Here is a 22030-nt window from a genome sequence, read left to right on the forward strand (position 1 = left end):
TTCACGTGCCAAATCGTCATGACACCGTTCAAATTTCCACATTCATCTGAGCTTCGGATTATGCTTGTAAAGAAAGCACCATAAGTCTGTCTTCAACGCTTGAGCCGATATGTCCTCTGACAACCATGCTGCTGGCAAGCAAATCCGAACAAGATTGTACCTGCGTCGTATCCGGCGGGGGTTCTTACTGACGGTCACCATCAGTGCTTGCCTCATCACCGTCATCGCCCTGCTGACCACATTCTGGCTGACCGCACAGGGCATTCAGTTACATGCCATTTCTGGCATTGGTGTATCCCAGCACGGTCTGTCGGTCAAACTGCTGACGATCAACATCCATGAAACGAAAATTGAGCTCAGCCACGTTCTCCTTTCAAAACAAAACCCTTCCCGGGAGGACAGAACGCTCTCGGACTCGGCTCAAGAACGCTGGCGGATTGAAGCCAAGCAAATGAAACTGAGGCCTTCACCTCAATTCAGAACCCAACTGCGACAAATGAATCTGAACGGTAAAGATGCCATGCTGGAGCAGGTCTCATTCGTCAGCCAGGGCGCGCTGACTCAGGGGCGTTTTCTCTTTCATGCAAACAGTGCCGAAACCCAGTTTCACACCCTGACGTCTGACACCGGTTACCGACAACGTCTTCAGGATATCCAGATTGAAGTCGCAACGTCGCCCGACTTTCGGATCAGCGGTCATCTGGGTCGCGGTGTAATGAACCTGCCGGTTCCTGCAGCCAACCAGACTGAAAAGTATCCGGCTGACTTTCAAGACCTGAATTTTTCTTATCAAAAAACAGAGACAACGCAGCCTTTCCACATGTCCGTCAAGCAGATAACACCGGGACAAACCGAGAATCAGGAGACAACAGATGAGGGCATTGATCAGTTGAGCATCACGCTGGATCTCGCATCGCCCGCGAACAGCCTTACCGCCAATGCCAAACGAATCGACTGGAATCCGTCTTTCCTGCTCAGCCGCCAACCTGCTTCTGAGACACCGTTTCAGCCTCGGCTCGGGCAACTCGCCGTGCTGCTCTATCAGCTTCCGGCGCAAAAAATTGATGTTGATCTGCTGACCATCCGGGGTTACCTGTCACACGCTCAGCTCTCTTTGAACAAAGCGCAGGAAGGCACGCATTTTTCACTGAAAGGAATGCTGAACGCGGGTGTAACCAATGCATTGCCTTTTGATATACGTTTCCTGGCATCTGCCAATCAGGCCGCTTCTTTTTCACTTCGGCTTCTGGATGCATCCGGAGCGGATAAGACACAGCCCCCACTACTGGCCTGCGATGCCAATTGGCAATTTTCCTCGGATATTCCCCAGCAAATCGCATGCACAAGTGACAATGTCACTAAAATCATGCACAAGTTCAATATCAGTGATATTCATGTTGAGGATTCAAAAACACAGACGCTTTCCGTCAAAGCAGAGCGCATCCATTCAGAACACACACAAACCCAAGCCACTCAGACATCAGAGCCGTTTGACTGGCATTATCAGATTGAAGTACAGGGACCTGAACACATTGCCTTTACATGGCCCGACGGCACCCCTTCGAAAAAAGCCAATCGTCGCGAACAAGATCCTGCCCGGATAGACATGACGCATGACGGGACATGGCGCTGGGAGCTGCAGTTGAATTCCGAACAAGCACTGATGAGTCTTGCGGCACAGGAACAACTGGCTCTCTCAAGCAAAAGTCCTGACGTTCAAACTCAAATTGATCTGACTGCGCTGACTTGCCACATCCCCTATCCGGAACCGTCAAACAACTGGCTGAATACCCTCAATTGTGAGGCAGGCAGCACGGTTACGGCGACTACACCGCTTCTGCAAATCGGGCCAGTCACGGCACAATCCATTGAAATGTCGCAAAGGATTCAGGCACAGATAAAAACGAATGTTCTGCAAATGACGATTTCTGATCTGAAAGCCCACGCAGAGCGTATCACCTTGCCTGACACAGCTGAGCATCAGAACAACATTCTGAACCAGCCTGAATTCAGTGCTTCGGAAATCAGACTGACTTCTCCCCTGACAGAACAGGCACCGCTGACGTCATGGCACATTGAAACTGAACAGCTTCCCCTTGAGCTGAATGCAGACTTCAGCAGTACTCACCCTGTCGAGCCTAAACAGACGACCCGACGCACACGTCAGCCAGTTCAGCATGCCACAGGAAACCTGACGCTCACTCTGAATCGACTCCGGGCAGAACTGACCCGAGACCAGTGGGCATTCAACAGTGAATATGAAGCCGGTCTGACCTTCAGCCTGAATGCCCAACCCTTCCCGGCCGTCAGGAGTCATGGTTCACTGACCGCGAGTCCTGACCAAATAGGAGTCACAGGCCGTTTCAGCACAGCGAAAAGTTCTCCGATTCTTCACTTCAGAATCACATCAGCCATACCAACGGGGAAAACCCGCTTTCAGATTTTCCCCCAGCGTTTAACCTTCTCCGGAAAACAAAGTCTCCAGAAATTTTATTTGCCTCAACTTCCCGCCCGGCTGGATCTCAATAACGGCAATCTGACTGTCATTGCAGATCTGACTCTCGATAATCAATTATGGTCCGGCTCACTGGATGTCTTCACTGAGCACCTGAATGGTCGTTTTAAGGATGTCCATTTTGCGGATCTGAATCTGTCGTTTACCAGCCTGATTTACAACAACACCATCCGGAGTCGTCATCCCCTGACGGTGCATAACGGCTGGCTCTTTGCCGGAACCTTATTTCAGGACATTACCCTGAACGGTGAGTTTGATACCCGTAAACCTGATTATGCCCTTCACAGGGCAAGTGCGAGAGTATTGGGCGGCTATCTCAGTACCCAGGGGGTGACCAGTCATTCTTTGACGAATATTGATGTGATTCCCTTGCGGATCCAGCGTCTCAGTCTTAAGAAATTAATGGATTTATTTAACGCAAAAGATGTCGAACTCACCGGATTGCTGGACGGTATGCTGCCCATCCAAATTGAAGACGGCAAACCCGTCATCAAAAAAGGTACTTTATTTTCAAGAAGTCCCGGCGGTATTCTACGCTATAAACAAGAGTCATCGATTGGCAAAAATATCGAATCGGGCAATACCAACAGCCTCAAAGTCATCGCCGGGATTCTCAGAAATTATCAATACGACTCTCTTGCCATTGATATAGACTATTCAAAGGATGGTCAATTAAATGCCAGTTCAAGGTTCAAAGGCCACAACCCAGACTTCCTGCATGGCAGACCGGTCAACATCAACCTGAACATACAAGATGACATCCCGGCCCTGATCAAAACGCTGAATACAATTAATGCCTCTGAGTTCGAGCGCATGTTTGTGAAGCAACTTGGTCTCGAAAAATAGATTTTGCGCTGAAATTTGTTGCAAATGACTTGAAAAGGTCGAAGCCCATGGATATTCAGTTAAAGTATTACTGCATGACAGGCTGTTTGGCAGCAATACTCGTCCTCTCAGCTTTCGGGGTAACTGGTTGTACACCAACGGTTCAGGTTGCTGCATCGGATAAGCCGATTGAAGTGAATCTGAATGTCAAAATAGAGCATGAAATTCGCATTAAAGTTGATAAGGAAATTGATGACCTATTCAGTGATGACGAAGTCTTCTGACAAGGCGGGGAGCCAGTCATGAAACGTATGCTGACTTATTTTGCCATTCTTTTCTTTTGCGCCAATGTGCTTGCCATTGATTTACAGCAAGCCAAAGCGCAGGGACTCGTCGGTGAAGCCAATACCGGATACGTTGCAGCCGTGACACTGTCACCCACCACAGAGATTCGCCAACTGATCCTGGAAGTCAACAAAGAACGGAAAGAGAGTTATCAGCGTATTGCCGTATCTCACGGTCTGACGCTGTCTGAAGTCACGCGACTCGCCTATAAGAAAGCAATCGACAGAACCGAGCCGGGACATTTCTACCAGAACGCCAGCGGACTCTGGGTGAAAAAATAGTCCCCGGCGACACCGACAAGTTTCGGTGGAACCAATTTTTTTGCAGTCAACCTTTCAACACTCAGATCTTACAGTGAATTTCAGCGTCAGAACAAGGTATACTCCAGCCACCCTTATTCGTGTGCTGTTTAAACATGTTGTTCCAACCCGCTCTCATTAAACAACAGATCACCCGTCATCCGATATTCTGGCTGTGTGCGCTGGTTTGTCTGATGCCCGTCATCAATTCACCGGTTGCACTGATCCTTGGATTTTCGCTCGCAACCTTAGGTTTTGTGCCAACGGATATTCCGGTTGCGTCTCTCACCAAGAAACTTCTTTCTGCTGCAATTATTGGTCTGGGATTCGGGATTCAGCTGGATGTTGCCATTGAAGCCAGCCGGTCCGGCCTTGGGTTAATTCTGGCTTCAATTGTGCTCACATTGCTTATGGGGGCGTTACTGACCCGCCTGTTCAGACTGGACAGGAAAACAGGGCACCTGATTGCTTCTGGAACCGCTATCTGTGGCGGCAGTGCTATTGCAGCGGTCTCCCCTGCCATTCAGGCGAACAGTCACCAGACATCACTCGCATTGGCCACGGTGTTTATTCTCAATTCAGTTGCCCTGTTTATCTTCCCGACCATCGGTCATTTGCTGAATATGTCTCAGCATGAATTCGGAATGTGGGCCGCCATTGCCATTCATGATACATCCTCTGTTGTCGGGGCGGCGGGCGCCTACGGCGATGAAGCGTTGATCACCGCAACCACACTCAAACTCGCCCGGGCTCTGTGGATTATTCCTTTGGCTTTTCTGAGCGCTTTATTATTTCGGGGAAACGAAAAGAAAATCTCAGTCCCCATGTTTATCCTGTACTACTGTGTTGCCATCTTGTTCGCACACTGGCTGCCGCAATTCAGTGAACTGTACCAGGCAATCTTTTCACTTTCCAAGCGTGTGCTTGTGGTTTGTCTGTTTTTGATCGGGGCGGGAATTACGGTGCAGAAACTGCGCGCTGCAGGAGCGAAACCACTCGTGCTTGGTGTTCTGCTCTGGTTCACGATAGGGAGCGGATCACTGCTGGCAATACTGTCTGGCTTTGCCGGTAGTTAATCAAGATCACCAGCAGTCAATCGAGATCAAAAGGTTGCGGGGTGCTGTCCTGACTCTGGTTGTCCTTACGCCATGCGTTTCTGGCAACCAGAGTAAAAAGCAGTGAAAAAGCGGTCAGACTCAGCAATGCACTCCATATCCCTGACGTCATCAGCGATCCCACCGTCAGCACTAGTACAGCCACCACCCATTTCACTTTCTTATCCATCTGCGTCACTTCAATTGCCTTATTACATCAACACATTATTGTTGATGTGTACTCCAGCGGGAAAATACCCTTTCACACTAAGAAAGCAGGATTTGTTATAACCAAAAGTAGTTAAGGCAGTTTTCTTATTTCAATTAAACCGTCTCGACGTGCTGACCCGATAACTTCAGACTTTCGTCTAGGATAAAAGGAGCTGATTCACTGTCTGAGGAGCGTTCTGTCATGCGGCGATTTGAAAACATTCTTTACATCAGCGATGGCATTCAGGATGAAACACAGGGCCTTCAACAGGCGCTCAGTCTGGCTGATGCCTTTCAGGGGAAGCTGACCATATTCATCATTTACCCGGACTTACCGGAAACACTGGAAAGCTATCAGGCAAACTGGGAACAAGCACTCATCGAAAAAACCAAAAATTTCGTGAAACAAGCCAGGACCAGATTATCCACCCCGCAACAAAGCATCATGCCTGCAATCGTTGCCCAAAGCAGCAAAATACCGGCCACCCTGATTATTCAGAGTGTCCTGCGCGACGATTTCGATCTGGTGATTAAAACCGCAGCACGCATGCAGCCAGACAGTGGCCTGAAAGCACTGGATATGGAGCTTCTGCGTCAGTGTCCCTGCCCGGTCTGGCTTTGCCGTCCTATAACTCACCCGCAACATCAGGTCCATGTCGCTGTTGCGATTGATGCCGACAGCGACAGTCAGGCAGAAACAGATCTCGACGTGGCACTGCTTCAAACGGCTCGTGACCTGGCAAATGACTGTGACGGAAGTCTGATTGTCATTTCCTGCTGGGATTTTCCGTACGAAGAGATTTCCAGTAACCCGTTTATCCACGTCCCTGAATCTGAACTCGAACATTCCATTCAGCGAACAGAAGCAAAGCACCTTGAGAAATTCAATGCACTGGTTGCGCTCTCAGGAATCCATGGGCCGATGAAAGTATGCCATCTCAAAGGGATGCCACAGCAATGTATTCCGGACATGATTGAACAGGAACAAATTGAATTGCTGGTGATGGGGACTGTGGCAAGAACAGGGATTCCCGGATTTATCATGGGCAATACTGCAGAAGACATTGTACAAAACACCCGGTGTTCAATTCTGGCACTGAAACCCAAAGGATTTGTCACCGACATTAAAGCCTATTAACTCAGCTTATCCGGCAGATAGCAGAATGAAAAAAAACGGGCTGCTCTACAGCCCGCTTATGATTGTTTCAACATTGTCTTACTGAGCGTTCATGGCATCCAGTTTAGCCCCGACGGGACCAGAGAAATTGTACCCATCGTGCTTGTCCCAGTTAATTGACCAGGTCATCACACCGCCATAGTTCGGGTAATTGAAGGTCGGGACAACAGAACCACAGTGAGTTCCGGCCGTCAGACAATCCAGCGCATTCAGAATATTCTGCTTCGGTGCCTGACCGGAGTTAGCTGAACTCGGGCCTGATGGCAGACCAATTGCAACCTGATCATCGCGCAGTGGTGCAAACTGCTCCCCATTTGCCAGCGTAAAACCTTCAATCAGCATCTTCGACTGAGCCACCATCATATCCACCGAGCCTTCTGGTGCTGCCCCTGTGGTGTAGGGATTTGGCAAACCGCCGTTGTTATACAACTGCACGTGCAGCAAATCCAAGGTTCCGCGCAGCTCGTTAATGAGCGGAATATAAGCGCCCCAAATCCCTGAGTAGGCCACCATACCGCCCTGAACATAAGGATGCTCCGGCGCCATGGTCAGATACATATCTCCGCCAATATTGGCTTCAATCTGCTTCAGGGCACGAGGCAATCGCGCCTGAATCTGAGAACCGTGAACCATGTTCGAACCGCTTTCCAGATCAATATCCAGTCCGTCAAATCCCCATTCGTTGATAATCGCCGTCAGACTTGAAACGAAGTGGGCTTCGTCGGCATCGGTATTGAGCGTGATCGTTCCTTCTGCCCCCCCCAGAGACAGCACAAACTTTTTCCCTTGCGCCTGCAACGCGGCCATATCCTGCTTAAACTTTTGCGGATCAAGTGCCGGACAACTGCTGTGAATATCACCACTGTACAAATTGAAATGCACTGTTCCGTTACTGCCACGATCATTCTCGGCAAAGGCAATGTCAATGACATCCCAGGCATCTGACATATCGCTCAGGTTTATCGGACATCCCGCGCCATTCACAAAATTGTGCCAGTAACCAATCAGCTTATGTTTCTTCACCGATTGTGACAAAACTTTCACTGTGGCAGCCGAAGAAATCACACTCAATCCGCTCGCATCGGTTACTTTGGCGGACACGGTATAATTCCCCACTGCACCCGGCGTCCAGTTGGTGCTGTAAGGTAACGTCATATCAGTGGCAATGACGGTACCGTTCACCAGAAAATCGACCTGACTGACCGTACTGTTCAGCGACGCAGCATCGGCTGAAACCGCGACTGATTTGCCTAAACCAACAGATGTTCCGGATGCCGGAGACGTCAGCGTGACCACCAAAGGCGCATCACTGACATTGACCAGCACACCTGCGTGACCTGTATTCCCCTCATTATCTGTGGCGATAGCAGAAAGATTGACCGCACCTGCACCGACCGCTGTCCACGACATTTCAAATGGTGCTGAAATGTCTGCGCCCAGACTCTGACCGCCAGCGAAGAACTCAACTTGGGTCACTGAACCATCAGCATCGGTGGCATCCACCGATAGAGTGACAACGTCACCCTGAAGGACAGTTGCATTGTCAGCCGGAGCCGTAAATGTCACTGTTGGCACAACTGCACATATCCCCTGCGCTGTCCAGGCATCAGACCAATACAAACCAGTGCCCGGCTCATAGGCCCATGCAGAGTCAGATGAACACCAGCCGGCAACATCACAGCGGTATTTGTAATTAACGTTCTGAACGATATCGCCAGCCTGATAGCTGGTCCCTGCTTTATAGACTGGTACCCCGGCACATCCACCGGACGAAGCACCGGAAACAGCCACGGTCACCACAGCGCTCCAGGTGACCGCTCCTGCATCATCGATGGCTTTGGACTTGAATTCATGGGTACCGGCAGTTGCTGTCCAGTTCACCTGAAAAGGTGCTGCATTTGCTGAACCCACCAGCTGGTCATCCACATAAAACTCAACCGCAGTGACGGTACCATCCTGATCGGTTGCATTTGCACTTAGCGTGACCACGTCACTTTCTGCAATCTGCGATGACGCTGTCGGATTTGTCAGTGCCACACTTGGCGGCTGATTGTTCCCTTCCGCCTTGACAATGACAGACACGGCATCTGTCCGGCTGGCTCCCTGATTATCAGTGACCACAGCCGTCACCGTATGGTTGCCTTCAACCGTATTCCAAGAAACGGAGTAAGGCGCTGTATCATCAATCCCGACGACACTGCCATCAACCTGGAAAGTAACATCGGTTACCTGGCCATCAGAGTCTGATGCATCTGCGGTCAGCGTGATCGTCTGATTCACCCCGAACTGAGCATTGTTCAGGGGAGATGTGATCGCCACTGTTGGAGGCTGATTTCCTCCGGCTGCATCACAGGCACCAATCAGCGACCATTCTTCATAAGGATCCGAATACTGGACAGGATCCTTACCCTGATTCCACCAATTGGCCTGATAAGCATTCTCCATGTGCTGCACCTGAGCACCACCGTTATATGCCGTATCACTGGCCCATAATGTTAAAGAGGTACAATCCACAGCAAATGCGGACAACGGGCTTCCGAGCCCAACCACAACAGCTGTATGAATAAGGGTTTTACGCATAATGAACGTCCTATTCTCTCAAACGGAAATATTCCCAAAAAAGATATTTGCTTCATTTGATGAGCAAATTATCCGTAGTCATAATGGACGACTTTCTGCATTATGATAAATAAGACAAATTTATATTTAACTATTCCTCAGTCAGCTCTCAGTTTTAAGCGAAAACTGATCGTCTACCGACAATGCATCAGGAATTAAGATCACGATTTAAAGTAGGAAATGGACAAGATAAATTGGCAGGAAATCATCAGGATGGTCAGTCTGACCATCCTGTTTCAATTCAAAAAATATTTAAGCAGCAATCGTACTGATTAAAAATAAGTTATAAGCAAATATCGCAACCAGCAGGAGAAACCCTTCAAACCGGTTGATACGACCCGGACCACGGATACCCAAACACATCAATACCAGTGCGACTGTCAGCGCCATCATCACCAGCCAGTCACGGGCAAAGACTTCGACTCCGATACTGGTCATCGGCGAGATCACTCCGGCAATCCCGATCACTGCCAGTATATTGAACATATTTGAGCCGACCACGTTTCCGATCGCGATGTCATGTTCCCCTTTCCGCGCCGCTGCAACGGATGCTGCCAGCTCCGGCAGAGAGGTCCCCAATGCGACAATTGTCAGGCCGATGATCAGATCACTGACGCCCAGAGACTGTGCGATAGTCACTGCACCCCAGACCAGAATCCGGGAACTGACCACCAGAAGAACCAGACCAACAACCAGCCAAATCAGTGCCTTCTTCAACGGCATGTCCTGATTCTGCAGCTCATTTTCTGTTTCTGTGGCCAGTGCATCCCCTTTATTCCTCAGACCGGAATAGATTGACCAGCCAATCAGAATGAAAAAGCCGGACAACAGCACAATGGCTTCGATGCGTGTCAGCTGTCCGTCCCACAATAACCCGCCAGCCAACAGACCAATCAAAATTAGTAATGGTAACTCTTTTCGGAGGATGTTTGACTGAACCGCAATCGGCGCGATGATCGCTGTAATGCCCAGAATTAAGCCAATATTGATAATGTTGGACCCCAGGGCATTGCCCAGCGCCAGCTCAGGGTTTCCGTCAAGTGAGGCCATGGCTGACACCACCATTTCAGGCGCGGAGGTACCGAACCCCACAATTACCATGCCGATTAATAAGGGGGGCATCCCCACATGGCCAGCACTGGCTGCCGCACCGTCAACAAACCGATCTGCGCTCCAGACTAGCAACGCAAATCCCAGCAATATGGCTAATGATGCAATCATCATAAGTAGTACATCCCAATGTTTAACAAAATAACGTTCAAAAAATGTGGCATTTTGAAAAGGTCGAACGTTCGATAAACATCAGCGTTGGGGCGCCAAGGATATAGGTTTTACCTGTTGAGTGGTAGCAAAATTATTCTTCATACAACGAAATCTTACATCTTATTTTCCGGTATCCATTCCTTTGTGGTAGCGGAAGAAACAGACCTGATCAGAAGTCCCTTCAGACACCTGAAGAGACTTCAATAACCCGCCTGTCACAATCAGAAATAAGCGTACAAACGAACAGAAGATGACAAATCATCTCGCTGCCATTGCTGATACTGCACCTGTGTTCTCAGACCGAGGTGTTGTGTCAGCGCCCAGTGCCAGCTTGCTTTTACATCGGTTCGCCAGCGCATGGCATCCCATTGATAAAGCCCTTGTGCCGACAAGGCCAGCTTATGTGCTTCACTTGCCTGCCAGACCATCCCAGCCTCAGCTCCAAATCCCAGGTTGAGGTTTTCTCCCTGTGCATCAAAATAATTCAGCTCAGATGACATCAAGGTATAGGCGTGCAGAGAATTCGCATCTCCCCAGGATTTACCATAGCCACCCTGCATGAAGTACCGGCCAGTCTGACCGTTTTCATCCGGCTGCCTGTCATAACCGGCCCGGATATTCCAGGACAGTGAATCGAACACTCTGTAATCCGGTGCCAGAGACATCGCATCCACCAGATATAGCTGATTCAGATCGAGACCACCTTGCTGATCCACACCGAGCTGAAGATCAAAGAAGCTGATCTGAGCACCCGGAATGTAACCACCCGCATTATCCAGCAAGTCATGATAAGCCACACGCCACTCCAGCAGCGCCTGATCATCCTGATGCTTGCTGTAACGATATCCAAGCCCCAAACGAGAAGAGTGATGTCCCTCATCAGGTGACATCGCCGGTCTTGGTGGCTCTGAGAACGGAGACGGAGTATCCAGCTGGCTTCGCGCCAGTAACAGCTTCTGCAGCTTCGGAGCATAGGTTTCACGGGGCAATGCCTGATCATAAAACTCGAAGTTCAGCCACTCATAGGCCATCTCCAGCGTTGCCGCTCGCTCGGACGGCGTACCGTCAGTCGGATACTGTCCATTCATTGCATTCCGTGCAGACTGAAGCTGTTCATCAGACAACTGTTCCGCATAATACATCAGCTTTGTTCCGAACGAAGCCCGGTACTCCGGCGCCTGAATCAGTCCTTTATCCCTGAGTATTTTAACGGTATCAGACGGAATGGCCTGCAAGTCAAAACCGGAAGTCAGATCCAGATCTTCCCTGCCCGCTTCCAGTAATGCCAGCAACTGATAAGAGCAATTTTCATCGATAAAGTAGTAATCAAACTCGACACCATTCATTTCCCAGAGATGACGCAACACCTGCTGAACTTCCTGCTCGTTGAAATCAATGGAGTACTCCCAAATATCCCGGGATTCTAAGTCATTATATTCACGGACTTTTCGGTAATAAGGCATGACGGTGAAGTTACCCGGATACTCACCAATCAGCCCCTTCACCGCATACAGGAATGCGTTGTCATCTGATTCAGGGGTAGCCGCAAAGTTCACCGCAAATGCAACCAGCTCACGATGCCGGTTCTGATCTTTGGCATCAACCCGCAGTAATGTATGTCCGAACATTGAAGATGGGCTGTTCATGAATGCCGTCGGAAACACCAGGGTTAAACCTTTCGGGTTCAGTGCCTGTTTCCAAAGTTCTTGCTGAGGACAAACCGGCTGTGGCCAGTCTGCCTGTAATTTTTCTTTCAGCCAGTGAAAACGCGCCGGATAGCGGCAACTGTAACTGTCATCGGCTGGTTCGCCGGTAAATGCGCCCGCTTCCTTTTCAAAAGCATTCACTGTCGCGTTCAGCTCAGCAAAAGGGGCAGATTTACCCTGCTCACTGATAAAAAACGTCCGGGAGTCGACCAGACTCTTGTAAGAGCCTGTTATACCCGGCTGATAATGACCCAGCGTATGCCAGTATTTCGAGTCAGACAGCTGCTGTATGTCCTGCGAAGAGAATGCCAGTGCAGAACTGCTGAATAGGGTGAGAGGAAGCAGAGTTAACCAGGTCTTCATGTGAAATCGATGGGGGTCAGATGGATACAAACAAACGTACTTCCATGCTTTATACCAATTGGAATCTCGCATTGGTCAGCTGATTCATGAGGCAATCGCACCAACACGTATTCGGACGGGTATATTTCCTGAAAAGAGATTGAAAAAGATACAGCGCCCTGAGGCGCTGCATCCAGGCAGATCACGAAAGTAATTCAAATTACAGTGCGTATGCCGCCAGCGTATTTTGATCAGCAACCATAGTGTTCAGGTTTGCCAGAACGTCTGCAGAAGTTACGTTCTCTGATGCAAAGATAGCTGCATAGTTGTTACGAGCCTGAGTATTGAATTCAGCTTTTGCTTCGTCGCTCATGCCCCAAACATCAGTCAGAGTTGCCAGAGTCTCACCTTCGCCGCGAGCGATGTCACGAGCCAGGTTGTCCATGTTGCCGTCGATGAACATTGCCAGCTTCTCTTTAGAGCTGATTACACCGTCGCCTTCACAGCCCAGAGTACCGAAAGTGATACCGAAAGTCTGGTTACCAGAAGTACCGTTGGTTGTAGCACCCAGAACTTTAAATACTTTGCCTTCTTTACCGGCAAATACCATGGAACCCAGACCACAACCAATATCCTGGTCTGCCATAGCTTGAGAAAGTGGCATCAAACCTGCGAGTACTGCCGCTGCAATTACTTTTTTCATTGTTATTCCTTACGCTTTATTTTAATACAATATTGTTGCATTAACTCTATGCGTCGCAAATCATAACAACCTGAAGTCTAATTTCAATTTTTATCAATGCATGAATCCGTTAATTCAGTACTTTTTAGCTCAACCCCAGAAAACAGCGAATTAAACTGAAAAAAGTGTAACATTTTCATCCATTCATTTATTTCTGGCATAATTCCTGAATAGTTGATTGCATCCATTCCCTTCAAATCAGCCTTTATCTTTATTCCCCATCCATGTACTCATTTTATCGATCAAATCAATCGGCAGTGGAAAAACAATCGTCGTCGTTCTGTCATTGGCAATTTCAGTCAATGTCTGTAAATAACGCAGTTGAACGGCATTCGGTGCTTTATTCAGCACTTCAGCCGCTTCCATCAGCTTTTTAGACGCTTCAAGTTCACCGGTTGCGTGAATAACTTTTGCACGACGGGAACGCTCTGCCTCAGCCTGGCGAGCGAGCGCACGAACCATACTGTCATCCAAATCCACATGTTTAATCTCAACGTTCGCGACTTTGATTCCCCAATTATCGGTATGCATATCGAGAATGCCCTGCAAATCTTTATTCAGCTCATCACGAGCTGAGAGCAATTCATCAAGTTCATGCTGCCCTAATACAGATCGCAGTGTCGTCTGGGAGAGCTGACTGGTGGCTTCAAGATAATTTTCTACATTATTAATTGCCATTTTGGGATCAATCACCCGGAAATACACCACAGCATTCACTTTTACTGACACGTTATCACGCGTAATTAAATCCTGGGTCGGAACATCTAATACAATCGTACGCAAATCGACCCGAACCATTTGCTGAATAATCGGGATAATAATGATCAGACCCGGCCCTTTCACTTCATAAAACCGGCCCAACAGAAAAACAACTGCACGTTCATATTCGCGCAGCACTCTGAACATGCTGATAATCAGCGCGATAACAAACACAATAATGGTTGCCAGGGAGTAAGTAATCATAATTTATTCCTTCTCTTTGGCTTCGACATGCAAACAAAGCCCGTCCACACGTTTGACAACAATTGACTGACCGATACGAAGCGCCGTATCGCATCTCGCCTGCCAGATTTCACCTTCAACCAGAACCCGCCCTTCTCCGGGAAATCCGCTCACGACTTTCCCTTCATCATTGGCGAGCATCTCTGCCCCCGTTGTGACCGGTTTACGACGGGTTTTCAGCAACAACGCCAGAATCACAAAAGTAAATAAAGCAGAGGTGACGGTCAGCCCGATGATCAATGGCAAAGCTATCTGATAACCGGGCTCCTGCGTATCCATCAGCATCACTGAACCAATGACGAAAGAAGCAATACCGCCAAAGCCGAGGATCCCGAAGCTGGGACTGAACGCTTCTGCAACCATCAGAACGATCCCCAGAATGATCAATCCAAGCCCGGCGTAACTGACCGGTAACAACTGTAGCGAGTACATTGCCAGTAACAGGCAGATTCCGCCCAGCACGCCGGGCAGACCGACACCCGGGTTATAAAACTCCAGTAATAAGCCATAGATCCCGATGAGCATCAGAATATAAGCCACGTTCGGATTCGTAATCACAGCCAGCAGTTTAAATCGCCAGTCCTGCTCCCGTTCCACGTAAGCAACGTTCTGCAAACTGAGGGTTTGCTGAATACCGTTGATGAGGACGCTGCGCCCGTCAGACTGACGAATCAAATCGTCGAGATCAGTGGCCAGAAAATCGATGACGTTCTCTTTCAAAGCTTCTTCCGCATCCAGACTGGCAGCCTCACGGACAGCTTTCTGCGCCCAGACTTCATTTCGCCCGTGGAGTTTTGCAAGGCTGGTGATATATGCGGCAGCGTCATTGATGACTTTCTTCTCCATCGCGGTCTCTGCCTTCACTTCCTCATCAGAAGCAGAACCTTTCTCTGAGCTCGTCGCGGACGACTCATCTTTCGCTGCAGGCACCGGATCTTCATTTCCGCCGAATGGATTATCTTTTTTTCCGCCAGCCGGTCCGCCTGTCAGAGATACAGGTGTAGCCGCCCCGAGATTAGTACCGGGAGCCATAGCCGCGATATGGCTGGCAAACAGAATATAGGTTCCGGCACTGGCGGCTCTTGAGCCTGCCGGACCGACCCAGGTCGCGACTGGCACGGAAGAAGTAGTGATGGCGCGAATGATTTCACGCATAGAGGTATCCAGCCCGCCCGGTGTATCCATTTTCAGGATCACCAGTTTAGCCTGTTTCTCTTGTGCGCTTTCAATTTCTCTGGAGACAAAATCACTGACAGCGGGACCAATCCCACCCTGGATATTCACTACCCAGACATCATCAGCCCTTGAGCTGAATGTACAGAACATCGTCAGCACAAAGACAAAGACGGAAAACAGCTTCATGGCGCATGCTCCCCATTGGCGTACCTGACTGAGACAGATGGAAAAACCCGCTGCGGTTTACATCAGGAAATTCTTCACCTTAAGCATAGCGCACAGAAAAACACTGCTGTATTGAATACGACACAGGGCTGGTGGTCCAGCCCTGCATCAGCAGTCTGGAGAGGAGATTTGAACAAAGATTTCCGGGAAGTTCTCAGGATGCCTGACGTGAGAATAACCGCTCAAAAGCCGAGGGATGATGTGACCAATGCGTGTCGAACATCTCCATCAGCGCCGGGTTGCCGTAACGTGACAGGCAAACCGCATGAAAACGGTTTTTTTGCGCTTTCAGCCGGGCAATATTCTCCTGCATTTCCGGCGTTTGTGACGGAGCAATAAAGTCAGATAAAACGATCAAATCCGCGTTTTTGTACTTCTCACTGTTCATGAGTTCAATCGACTGTGCCAGTACCGGCGCCAGATCGGTTCCCCCGTGGAAAGAATACGAGAGAAAATTCAGGACTTCACTTAAACCATCCTGCTTGGTCAGCTCATAGGTAATGTGCTGCGTGGAGAACAGCATCACGTAACAGTCGCGTTCATCGGCCAGCGCAATTTGCATCAGGCCGTAGGCTAAGGCTTTCGCACACTGTTCAGGGTAACCCGACATGGAACCCGAGGCATCAATACAGACAATAAAAGGTCCCTTATCCTGCTCAACTTGCTTACTTTGCGTTTTATAGGCCTTCACTTTCCGTAATTTACGTTGTGCTCCCTGCATCCGGTAATTCATCAGACGTTTATCGACCAGATGCTTATAAAACACCACTTCCAGTTCCGGATATGCCAGAAACATAGCTTCATTCGGTAAGAGCCGGGCCAGATCATCGCTGGGATGAACCCCGACGATATCATCCGTGACGCTGTCACTCTTCTCCTCAACCATTTTCAGCTCTTCACTCTGCACACGAGCCTGATTGGGGTCGTCAACTTCATTAGCCATCCGGCCAAGCGAGTCCGCGATCTCCTGTAACTCACTGCTTTTTTGTAAGAATTTCGTAATGGATTTTAAACGTTCAACATCGGTGCGGGTCAGTTTTGCTTTTGCCATATCCCACAACCGGCCGGCTCGTTTTTCGTCCCCGGCTTCATCCACTTTTTCCATCTGCTGCATGGTTTCGATGCGCTGATACAGATCCTTCAGCAACTCATCTTTGTGGTGTTCCAGTTCAGACTCTTGCGCTGCTTTCAGTGCTTCCTGCAAATGTTCATGCCATTGATGGCAAAAATAGCTGTGGAACATGGGGTTATGCTTTTTTTGTTCATGCTCCAAAAGCTTGCGGGCCTTGAAATAGAAACCCGAGGTTTCTTCCAGTTCTTTGACCACCTGTTCAGCGTTTTCAACAAAGGTATCAGACGACCATTGCCTCACTTTCTGATACAGAGCCAGTTCCTGACTAAAGCGTTCAGCAACATCGACTTTGGCAATCCGATGCTGCACATAACCCCGCCATTTCTGAATCTGCAACTTCATGGCAGATTTCATACCCGGACTCGTATCTGCAGCCATCATCAGCTGTGGACGTGTCATCAGCTCATTCACTGCATTTTCAATGATGCCGGACTCAGACAGCATCATGGCAAGATTGATCCCTTCCGTAACTGGCATCTGAGCCCCCTTAAGCGAAATATTCCGTCAGACGGGTCAGACGCATCGCACTTTTGTCCAGATGACGCTGAATCGTATCGATTTCCTCACTGGCTGTTGTCAGGCTCTGCTCAATCAGCACCGGAAATTCAGGATCAACAAAGTTATGCGGTAATGCACCGTGAAAACGGCTGCGGGCCAGCTTCAGTAAATGCGCAGCTTCATGAATCGCGTCGGTGGCCTGCTGAACTTTTTGCTGCCAGCCTGCCAATTGTTCCTGGCTGACACCGTAGTCACCGGCAATGCCGACCAGCACATTCCGGCTGGCAATATCTTTAATCACCAGACGGTCGCTGGCATCAATCTCGAAGTGCAAACGGCACAGGTGCGTATTCTTGTTTACAAAGCCATAGATATCGCAATGACCTGTTTTGATCTTTTTCTCAAATTCATCACCATCAACATACACCCAGCGACTGTCGCCGGTTTCCTGTTCGGAAACAGACGGGTTGTGCTGCAACATGACCAGTTTGATCATCCGGGAGTTATTGTTGACCGTATACCGTTTGGCGCCGGAGAAATCGTACTTATATCTTTCTTTCCCCATCAGGGTGTCATGCCCGAAAGTCATGCAGAGCTTGCTGGCGACTTCCTGATGGACCTCTTCAATCTGATGCTGTGCTGTATCCGCCTGTTGTGTTGCGGCTTGCTGTCCGAATACCGTATTGGACGCAAAATCACGCAGAATATCGCGAATGTCCTGACGTGATTCAGGGCTGTGCCAGAGGCATTCTTGCAACAAGAGCAAATCCAGAGGATTAATGCTGTCCCTGCCATTAAAAAATGCACTGGCTTTGAGCAACCGTAACGACTTTTTCCAGCGGCGGTCAGAAATATAGAGTTCATTGCTTTCGCCGGTTTCAACTTTCTCTTCAATGACTCTTTTTAGCTGATAAATGGTCTCAAAAATTTCTTCTTCCAGAGACACATGATCAATCAGCGTCTGCCATTGCTGATACTCATCGGCTTTGATTTTCAAAGCTTCCGGTATTGCTGCCATTTCAGGGCCTTCGCCCATCAGCATCGCTTTAAAGTTCTGTTTTTCCTGAATCCGGTTGACGAAGACCCTGACCAGCATCCGGTCGTACAGCGCTTCCAGTCCACTGTCTTCATCCGGTAATTCATTGGACGCTGTAATCAGCAAACGCATCGGGACCTTGAGTGTCTCCTGACCATTTTTGAAGGTGCGCTCGTTGACGACGGTGAGGAGGGTATTCAGAATTGCCGGACCTGCTTTCCAGATCTCATCCAGAAAAACAACTTCAGCTGTAGGCAGGTAACCATCAACAAGCCGCACATATTTACCGTGATCTTTCAGCTCTTGAATAGACAAAGGCCCAAACACTTCTTCAGGCGTTGAAAACCGTGTCATCAGGTAATCAAAAAATCGGCTGCCATCAAAAGCTTCAATCAGACGTTTTGCAATCAGACTTTTGGCAATGCCGGGGGGGCCAAGTAAAAACACACTTTCCCCTGCCAGCGCGGATAGCAGACAGAGACGCATGGTATGCTCTCTTTCATAAACGCCGTTCGACAGCGCATGAATCAGTTTATCTACCCGCTCAGCAAGCAGCGCTTTGTTTGGGAAGGAGTTGGCCGCCATTGATAGCATAAATGTCTGTTCCTCGATGCTTGTAAGTGCTGTGTCCGGTTTAACCTGCTCTAGCCTGAGAATAGCTGTAAAAAACACATTGTTACAAGCTTGTTAAACTACATATTTTGTTACAAAACAGATATATCAAACTATTTCGCGACCCAGCGCTCAGTAATCAATGATTTCATTAATGACGTTTAACTCACTAGTACAAGATCACATTTTGTAATGGATTTCACACGTAAAACAGGATGTGGTGATCGTCTCACAAAAGTGCTTCTATAGAGCTACCCGTGACAAGGACATCGTGTTAACATTTTACTCAATTATGAAGAAAATCTCTCAATTGCCTACCGGGCTGACAATAATTGTGTGTTTAGGGGTTCTGGCGACGACCTTTATCCCGATGAAGGGTAACCTGGAAGCCGTCACTTCCAGCCTGACACTGGCACTCATCATTCTTTTGGTCAGAGAAGTCGCAAGCAAAGAAATGAAGTTTTTACTGCTTGTGTCTGCCTGTACCTACGGGTTGGGTGTGATTGCAGATCTGCTGGATGAGATCCCCGAGTTAGCGACACACTGGCTGCTCATTCGCGCAGACAATGTCTTCTCAAACATCGGCGTCTTTTTGCTGTGTTTTTGTTTTATCAAAATTCTTCATCAACGGCGTGAGTTGATTGTTCGGCTAAAAGAACAGGTCGCAAAATCGAGAGAACTGGAACTGGAGCTGAGCCGTCAGGCCCTGCAAGACGACCTGACCGGACTTCAAAACCGCCGTTCGCTTTTCAGACGCTTTGACCACATGGCGATTCATCTGCATCGCGGCATCATGGCCTATATCGATATCGATAATTTCAAACAAGTCAACGATCGCCTTGGTCACCATCAGGGCGATCTGGTTCTGATCGAAATCGCAAACATTCTTTTCAGACACTCGCCGACCGGCAGCCAGATTTACCGCATTGGCGGGGATGAATTTGTTGTTTTGCTTCCCAGCGCCGATCAAGCCCAAAGCCAGGAATGGCTGGAACTGATTGATGAGCAGACGCTGAATCTGAGAGAAACGTTCAAACTAGGTATCAGTGTCGGGCTCACCCCCTACCATCCAGGCAACCTCAGTGATCCGGATATGCTGCTGGCAAAAGCCGATCATGCGATGTACGAAGACAAAGAGCAGAAATCGCGCAGTTTTTGATTCACATTTCTGTCATAACTTCGTCATACCATAGCGGCTTTACCGCCCGAGTTTTACGGAGACACGAAATGCTGTATCGTCTGGCCGCTTTGCTGGCCTTTATTACCCTGATTCCACTGCAGGCCCAAGCCAAAACGGTCACGGTCTCTGGTTCTACTTCAGTCAGCCATATCCTTGAAGTCCTGGCAGAAACCTACCAGGCGCAACATCCGGATACCCTGATCGCCGTTCAGGGAACCGGATCTTCAGCTGGGATTACCGCGGTAAAACAAAACGCGTCTGAACTCGGCATGAGTTCACGTTTTCTGAAAGATGATGAAATTCGTCCTGATGTTGAAAGCACCATTATCGCGCATGACGGCATTGCGCTGGTGGTCAACAAAGACAATCCGGTGAATACCCTGACGAAAGCGCAGGTCATCGCGATTTACCAAGGCAAAATCACGAACTGGAAAGATGTCGGCGGATCGGATCTGCCTATCGCAGTTGTCAGCCGGGAAAATGCTTCCGGTTCACGATTTTCCTTTGAAGATTTCATGGGACTGACCCGCAACATCGGCGATAAAAGTGTTTCGGACATCAATGCCAAAGCGCTGGTCGTTAACACGAACGGCATGGTGAAAAGCCTGATTGCACGTAACCGCCACGCACTCGGTTACCTCTCGCTGGGTTCGGTGGATGATTCAGTCAAGGCGCTGTCTTTTGAAGGGGTCACACCAACACTGACGCACCTTGAATCAGGGGAATATCAAATTTCACGCCCTTTTATCATGCTCTATAAAGACGCAAAGTTAACCTCTGAAGGCCGTAGTTTCCTGGATTACATCCTGTCCAAAGAAGGTCAGACGCTGCTGCATGAGCGCGGCTATATTCCAGTGAATCACTGATTCCTTTCACCGTCTTGCCTGACAACACTCAGGCAAGACGATGATTTCATTCAGGAGACAACCGGATACTTCAGTCCCGCGCCCCACTCTGTCCAGGAGCCATCATATACGGTCAGCTTTTCTCTGCCGGCCACCTCAGCCGCAAGCGCCAGAATACAAGCTGTCACACCAGAACCACAGCTGAAGATCAATTGCTGATCCTCATCAGAAATTGCATCAAACCGTTGTTTCAGTAACTGCGGCGACAGCAGCTGATTGTCTTTGACAAGCTGCCCGAACGGCAGGCTTTTTGCGTTTGGCATATGGCCGCTTCGAATCCCTTCACGGGGCTCAGGTTGCTGCGCATAAAAACGAGCTGCAGGGCGTGCGTCTAAAACCACAGTCTTTGGATCATCAAGTTTTGTCAGCAGTGACTGCGCATCCGTCACCCACTCGGGTCTGAATCGTGCAACAAAGTTCTCAATTTGCGGCTTTTCAGGCTCGCCGGACATTAAAGGCCCCTGGCTGCGTTTCCAGGCTGGTAACCCGCCATCCAGGACAGCAACAGCATCATGTCCCATCGCTTTAAACATCCACCAGACTCGCGGCGCTGAAAATAATCCCTGAGCGTCATACACAACAATTTGCTTGTCGTTATGAATACCCAGTTCAGAAACCTGTCGGGAGAATTGCGCTTCGTTTGGCAACATGTGAGGCAGATGAGATTCTTTATCACAGATTTCCTGATCGAAATCGAAAAAGACTGCACCGGGAATACGTTCATTCATCCACTCTGATTTTGCATCACGTCCGCTGCCCGGCATAAACCAGCTGGCATCCAGAATCACAATCTCCTTTGCTTCCAGATTTTCCAGCAGCCAGTCTACACTGACGACAGAAGACGGTAACTTGCCACTTGCCATATATCCCTCACCTAACCATTTGAAAACTTGAGATTATTCTGAGAATAACCCGCTACACTTATCTGTTTGAAAATGCCTTTCACACCAGAGCGGTTCACTTTCAGAAAACACAGTCGCAGGCACTTGCGCTGCCCATAGTGATAACAGGTAACCCCTCAAGACTAAACTATTTTCTTACAATTCCGGACATGAGCAGCCCCTAAAAGTTGCTTGAATCACACAGATCATCAGGTTAATGTCGTCTGGCCGTTTTCAGCAAGGATG

Annotated in this window: 17 protein-coding genes; 7 read left to right on the plus strand and 10 right to left on the minus strand. The window is 49.0% G+C overall.

The window, feature by feature from the left end; all coding sequences use genetic code 11:
* The first annotated feature begins 109 nt into the window (after positions 1-109).
* The 4 genes from ACYP03_RS03445 (at position 110) to ACYP03_RS03460 (ending at position 5060) form a co-directional block, all read left to right on the plus strand.
* Positions 110-3361 carry a YdbH domain-containing protein gene (locus ACYP03_RS03445; RefSeq protein ID WP_459778505.1) on the plus strand — a complete coding sequence of 1084 codons (3252 nt, stop codon included), beginning with the start codon at positions 110-112 and terminating at the stop codon, positions 3359-3361.
* Between the two features lie 47 nt (positions 3362-3408).
* A complete protein-coding gene (locus ACYP03_RS03450; protein ID WP_459778506.1) occupies positions 3409-3624 on the plus strand; it encodes a YnbE family lipoprotein in 216 nt (71 codons plus the stop codon).
* 18 nt (positions 3625-3642) lie between these two features.
* Entirely contained in the window at positions 3643-3966 is a 324-nt protein-coding gene (locus ACYP03_RS03455; protein ID WP_248142395.1) for a YdbL family probable chaperone protein, read from the plus strand.
* Between the two features lie 134 nt (positions 3967-4100).
* Entirely contained in the window at positions 4101-5060 is a 960-nt protein-coding gene (locus ACYP03_RS03460; RefSeq protein ID WP_459778507.1) for a YeiH family protein, read from the plus strand.
* A 16-nt stretch (positions 5061-5076) separates the two neighbouring features.
* On the opposite strand, the gene ACYP03_RS03465 is transcribed toward ACYP03_RS03460, so the two are convergent.
* A complete protein-coding gene (locus ACYP03_RS03465; RefSeq protein ID WP_459778508.1) occupies positions 5077-5277 on the minus strand; it encodes a hypothetical protein in 201 nt (66 codons plus the stop codon).
* A gap of 213 nt (positions 5278-5490) precedes the next feature.
* Here ACYP03_RS03465 and ACYP03_RS03470 point away from each other — a divergent pair, with 213 nt between their 5' ends.
* A complete protein-coding gene (locus tag ACYP03_RS03470; RefSeq protein WP_248142398.1) occupies positions 5491-6426 on the plus strand; it encodes a universal stress protein in 936 nt (311 codons plus the stop codon).
* Between the two features lie 78 nt (positions 6427-6504).
* On the opposite strand, the gene ACYP03_RS03475 is transcribed toward ACYP03_RS03470, so the two are convergent.
* From ACYP03_RS03475 to ACYP03_RS03510, 8 genes are all read right to left on the minus strand, one after another.
* The gene (locus ACYP03_RS03475) at positions 6505-9045 is read right to left on the minus strand and encodes an Ig-like domain-containing protein (RefSeq protein WP_459778509.1); all 2541 of its coding nucleotides are present in this window, start codon (positions 9043-9045) and stop codon (positions 6505-6507) included.
* Positions 9046-9336: 291 nt separating this feature from the next.
* Positions 9337-10308, minus strand: a complete 972-nt coding sequence (locus tag ACYP03_RS03480; protein ID WP_248142400.1) for a calcium/sodium antiporter — start codon at positions 10306-10308, stop codon at positions 9337-9339.
* Positions 10309-10568: 260 nt separating this feature from the next.
* The gene (locus ACYP03_RS03485; protein WP_248142401.1) at positions 10569-12416 is read right to left on the minus strand and encodes an Lnb N-terminal periplasmic domain-containing protein; all 1848 of its coding nucleotides are present in this window, start codon (positions 12414-12416) and stop codon (positions 10569-10571) included.
* A 199-nt stretch (positions 12417-12615) separates the two neighbouring features.
* A complete protein-coding gene (locus ACYP03_RS03490) occupies positions 12616-13098 on the minus strand; it encodes a DUF3015 family protein (protein WP_248142402.1) in 483 nt (160 codons plus the stop codon).
* Positions 13099-13335: 237 nt separating this feature from the next.
* Positions 13336-14100, minus strand: coding sequence for a slipin family protein (locus ACYP03_RS03495; protein ID WP_248142403.1), 765 nt, complete (start codon positions 14098-14100; stop codon positions 13336-13338).
* Between the two features lie 3 nt (positions 14101-14103).
* Complete coding sequence (locus ACYP03_RS03500; RefSeq protein ID WP_459778511.1) at positions 14104-15501, minus strand: NfeD family protein; 1398 nt, start codon at positions 15499-15501, stop codon at positions 14104-14106.
* 193 nt (positions 15502-15694) lie between these two features.
* Complete coding sequence (gene viaA / locus ACYP03_RS03505) at positions 15695-17149, minus strand: ATPase RavA stimulator ViaA (protein ID WP_459778512.1); 1455 nt, start codon at positions 17147-17149, stop codon at positions 15695-15697.
* 10 nt (positions 17150-17159) lie between these two features.
* On the minus strand, positions 17160-18800 hold the full coding sequence (locus ACYP03_RS03510) for an ATPase RavA domain-containing protein (protein WP_459778514.1): 1641 nt from the start codon (positions 18798-18800) through the stop codon (positions 17160-17162).
* A 289-nt stretch (positions 18801-19089) separates the two neighbouring features.
* Between ACYP03_RS03510 and ACYP03_RS03515 the strand changes: the two genes are divergently transcribed.
* Positions 19090-19977: a GGDEF domain-containing protein gene (locus tag ACYP03_RS03515; protein ID WP_330959984.1), complete on the plus strand. Its 888-nt coding sequence runs from the start codon at positions 19090-19092 to the stop codon at positions 19975-19977.
* Positions 19978-20045: 68 nt separating this feature from the next.
* Positions 20046-20864 (plus strand): phosphate ABC transporter substrate-binding protein, encoded by an 819-nt coding sequence (locus tag ACYP03_RS03520; protein ID WP_248142408.1) that lies wholly within the window; start codon positions 20046-20048, stop codon positions 20862-20864.
* A 50-nt stretch (positions 20865-20914) separates the two neighbouring features.
* On the opposite strand, the gene sseA is transcribed toward ACYP03_RS03520, so the two are convergent.
* On the minus strand, positions 20915-21766 hold the full coding sequence (gene sseA / locus ACYP03_RS03525) for a 3-mercaptopyruvate sulfurtransferase (protein WP_248142409.1): 852 nt from the start codon (positions 21764-21766) through the stop codon (positions 20915-20917).
* Positions 21767-22030 lie beyond the last annotated feature (264 nt).

This window comes from Photobacterium sp. R1 (assembly GCF_054600795.1).

Coding starts and splice junctions, on each gene's coding strand:
- ACYP03_RS03445 (WP_459778505.1), top strand. CDS start 110: ATGTCCTCTGACAACCATGCTGCTGGCAAGCAAATCCGAACAAGATTG.
- ACYP03_RS03450 (WP_459778506.1), top strand. CDS start 3,409: ATGGATATTCAGTTAAAGTATTACTGCATGACAGGCTGTTTGGCAGCA.
- ACYP03_RS03455 (WP_248142395.1), top strand. CDS start 3,643: ATGAAACGTATGCTGACTTATTTTGCCATTCTTTTCTTTTGCGCCAAT.
- ACYP03_RS03460 (WP_459778507.1), top strand. CDS start 4,101: ATGTTGTTCCAACCCGCTCTCATTAAACAACAGATCACCCGTCATCCG.
- ACYP03_RS03470 (WP_248142398.1), top strand. CDS start 5,491: ATGCGGCGATTTGAAAACATTCTTTACATCAGCGATGGCATTCAGGAT.
- ACYP03_RS03475 (WP_459778509.1), bottom strand. CDS start 9,045: ATGCGTAAAACCCTTATTCATACAGCTGTTGTGGTTGGGCTCGGAAGC.
- ACYP03_RS03480 (WP_248142400.1), bottom strand. CDS start 10,308: ATGATGATTGCATCATTAGCCATATTGCTGGGATTTGCGTTGCTAGTC.
- ACYP03_RS03485 (WP_248142401.1), bottom strand. CDS start 12,416: ATGAAGACCTGGTTAACTCTGCTTCCTCTCACCCTATTCAGCAGTTCT.
- ACYP03_RS03490 (WP_248142402.1), bottom strand. CDS start 13,098: ATGAAAAAAGTAATTGCAGCGGCAGTACTCGCAGGTTTGATGCCACTT.
- ACYP03_RS03495 (WP_248142403.1), bottom strand. CDS start 14,100: ATGATTACTTACTCCCTGGCAACCATTATTGTGTTTGTTATCGCGCTG.
- ACYP03_RS03500 (WP_459778511.1), bottom strand. CDS start 15,501: ATGAAGCTGTTTTCCGTCTTTGTCTTTGTGCTGACGATGTTCTGTACA.
- viaA (WP_459778512.1), bottom strand. CDS start 17,149: ATGCCAGTTACGGAAGGGATCAATCTTGCCATGATGCTGTCTGAGTCC.
- ACYP03_RS03510 (WP_459778514.1), bottom strand. CDS start 18,800: ATGCTATCAATGGCGGCCAACTCCTTCCCAAACAAAGCGCTGCTTGCT.
- ACYP03_RS03520 (WP_248142408.1), top strand. CDS start 20,046: ATGCTGTATCGTCTGGCCGCTTTGCTGGCCTTTATTACCCTGATTCCA.
- sseA (WP_248142409.1), bottom strand. CDS start 21,766: ATGGCAAGTGGCAAGTTACCGTCTTCTGTCGTCAGTGTAGACTGGCTG.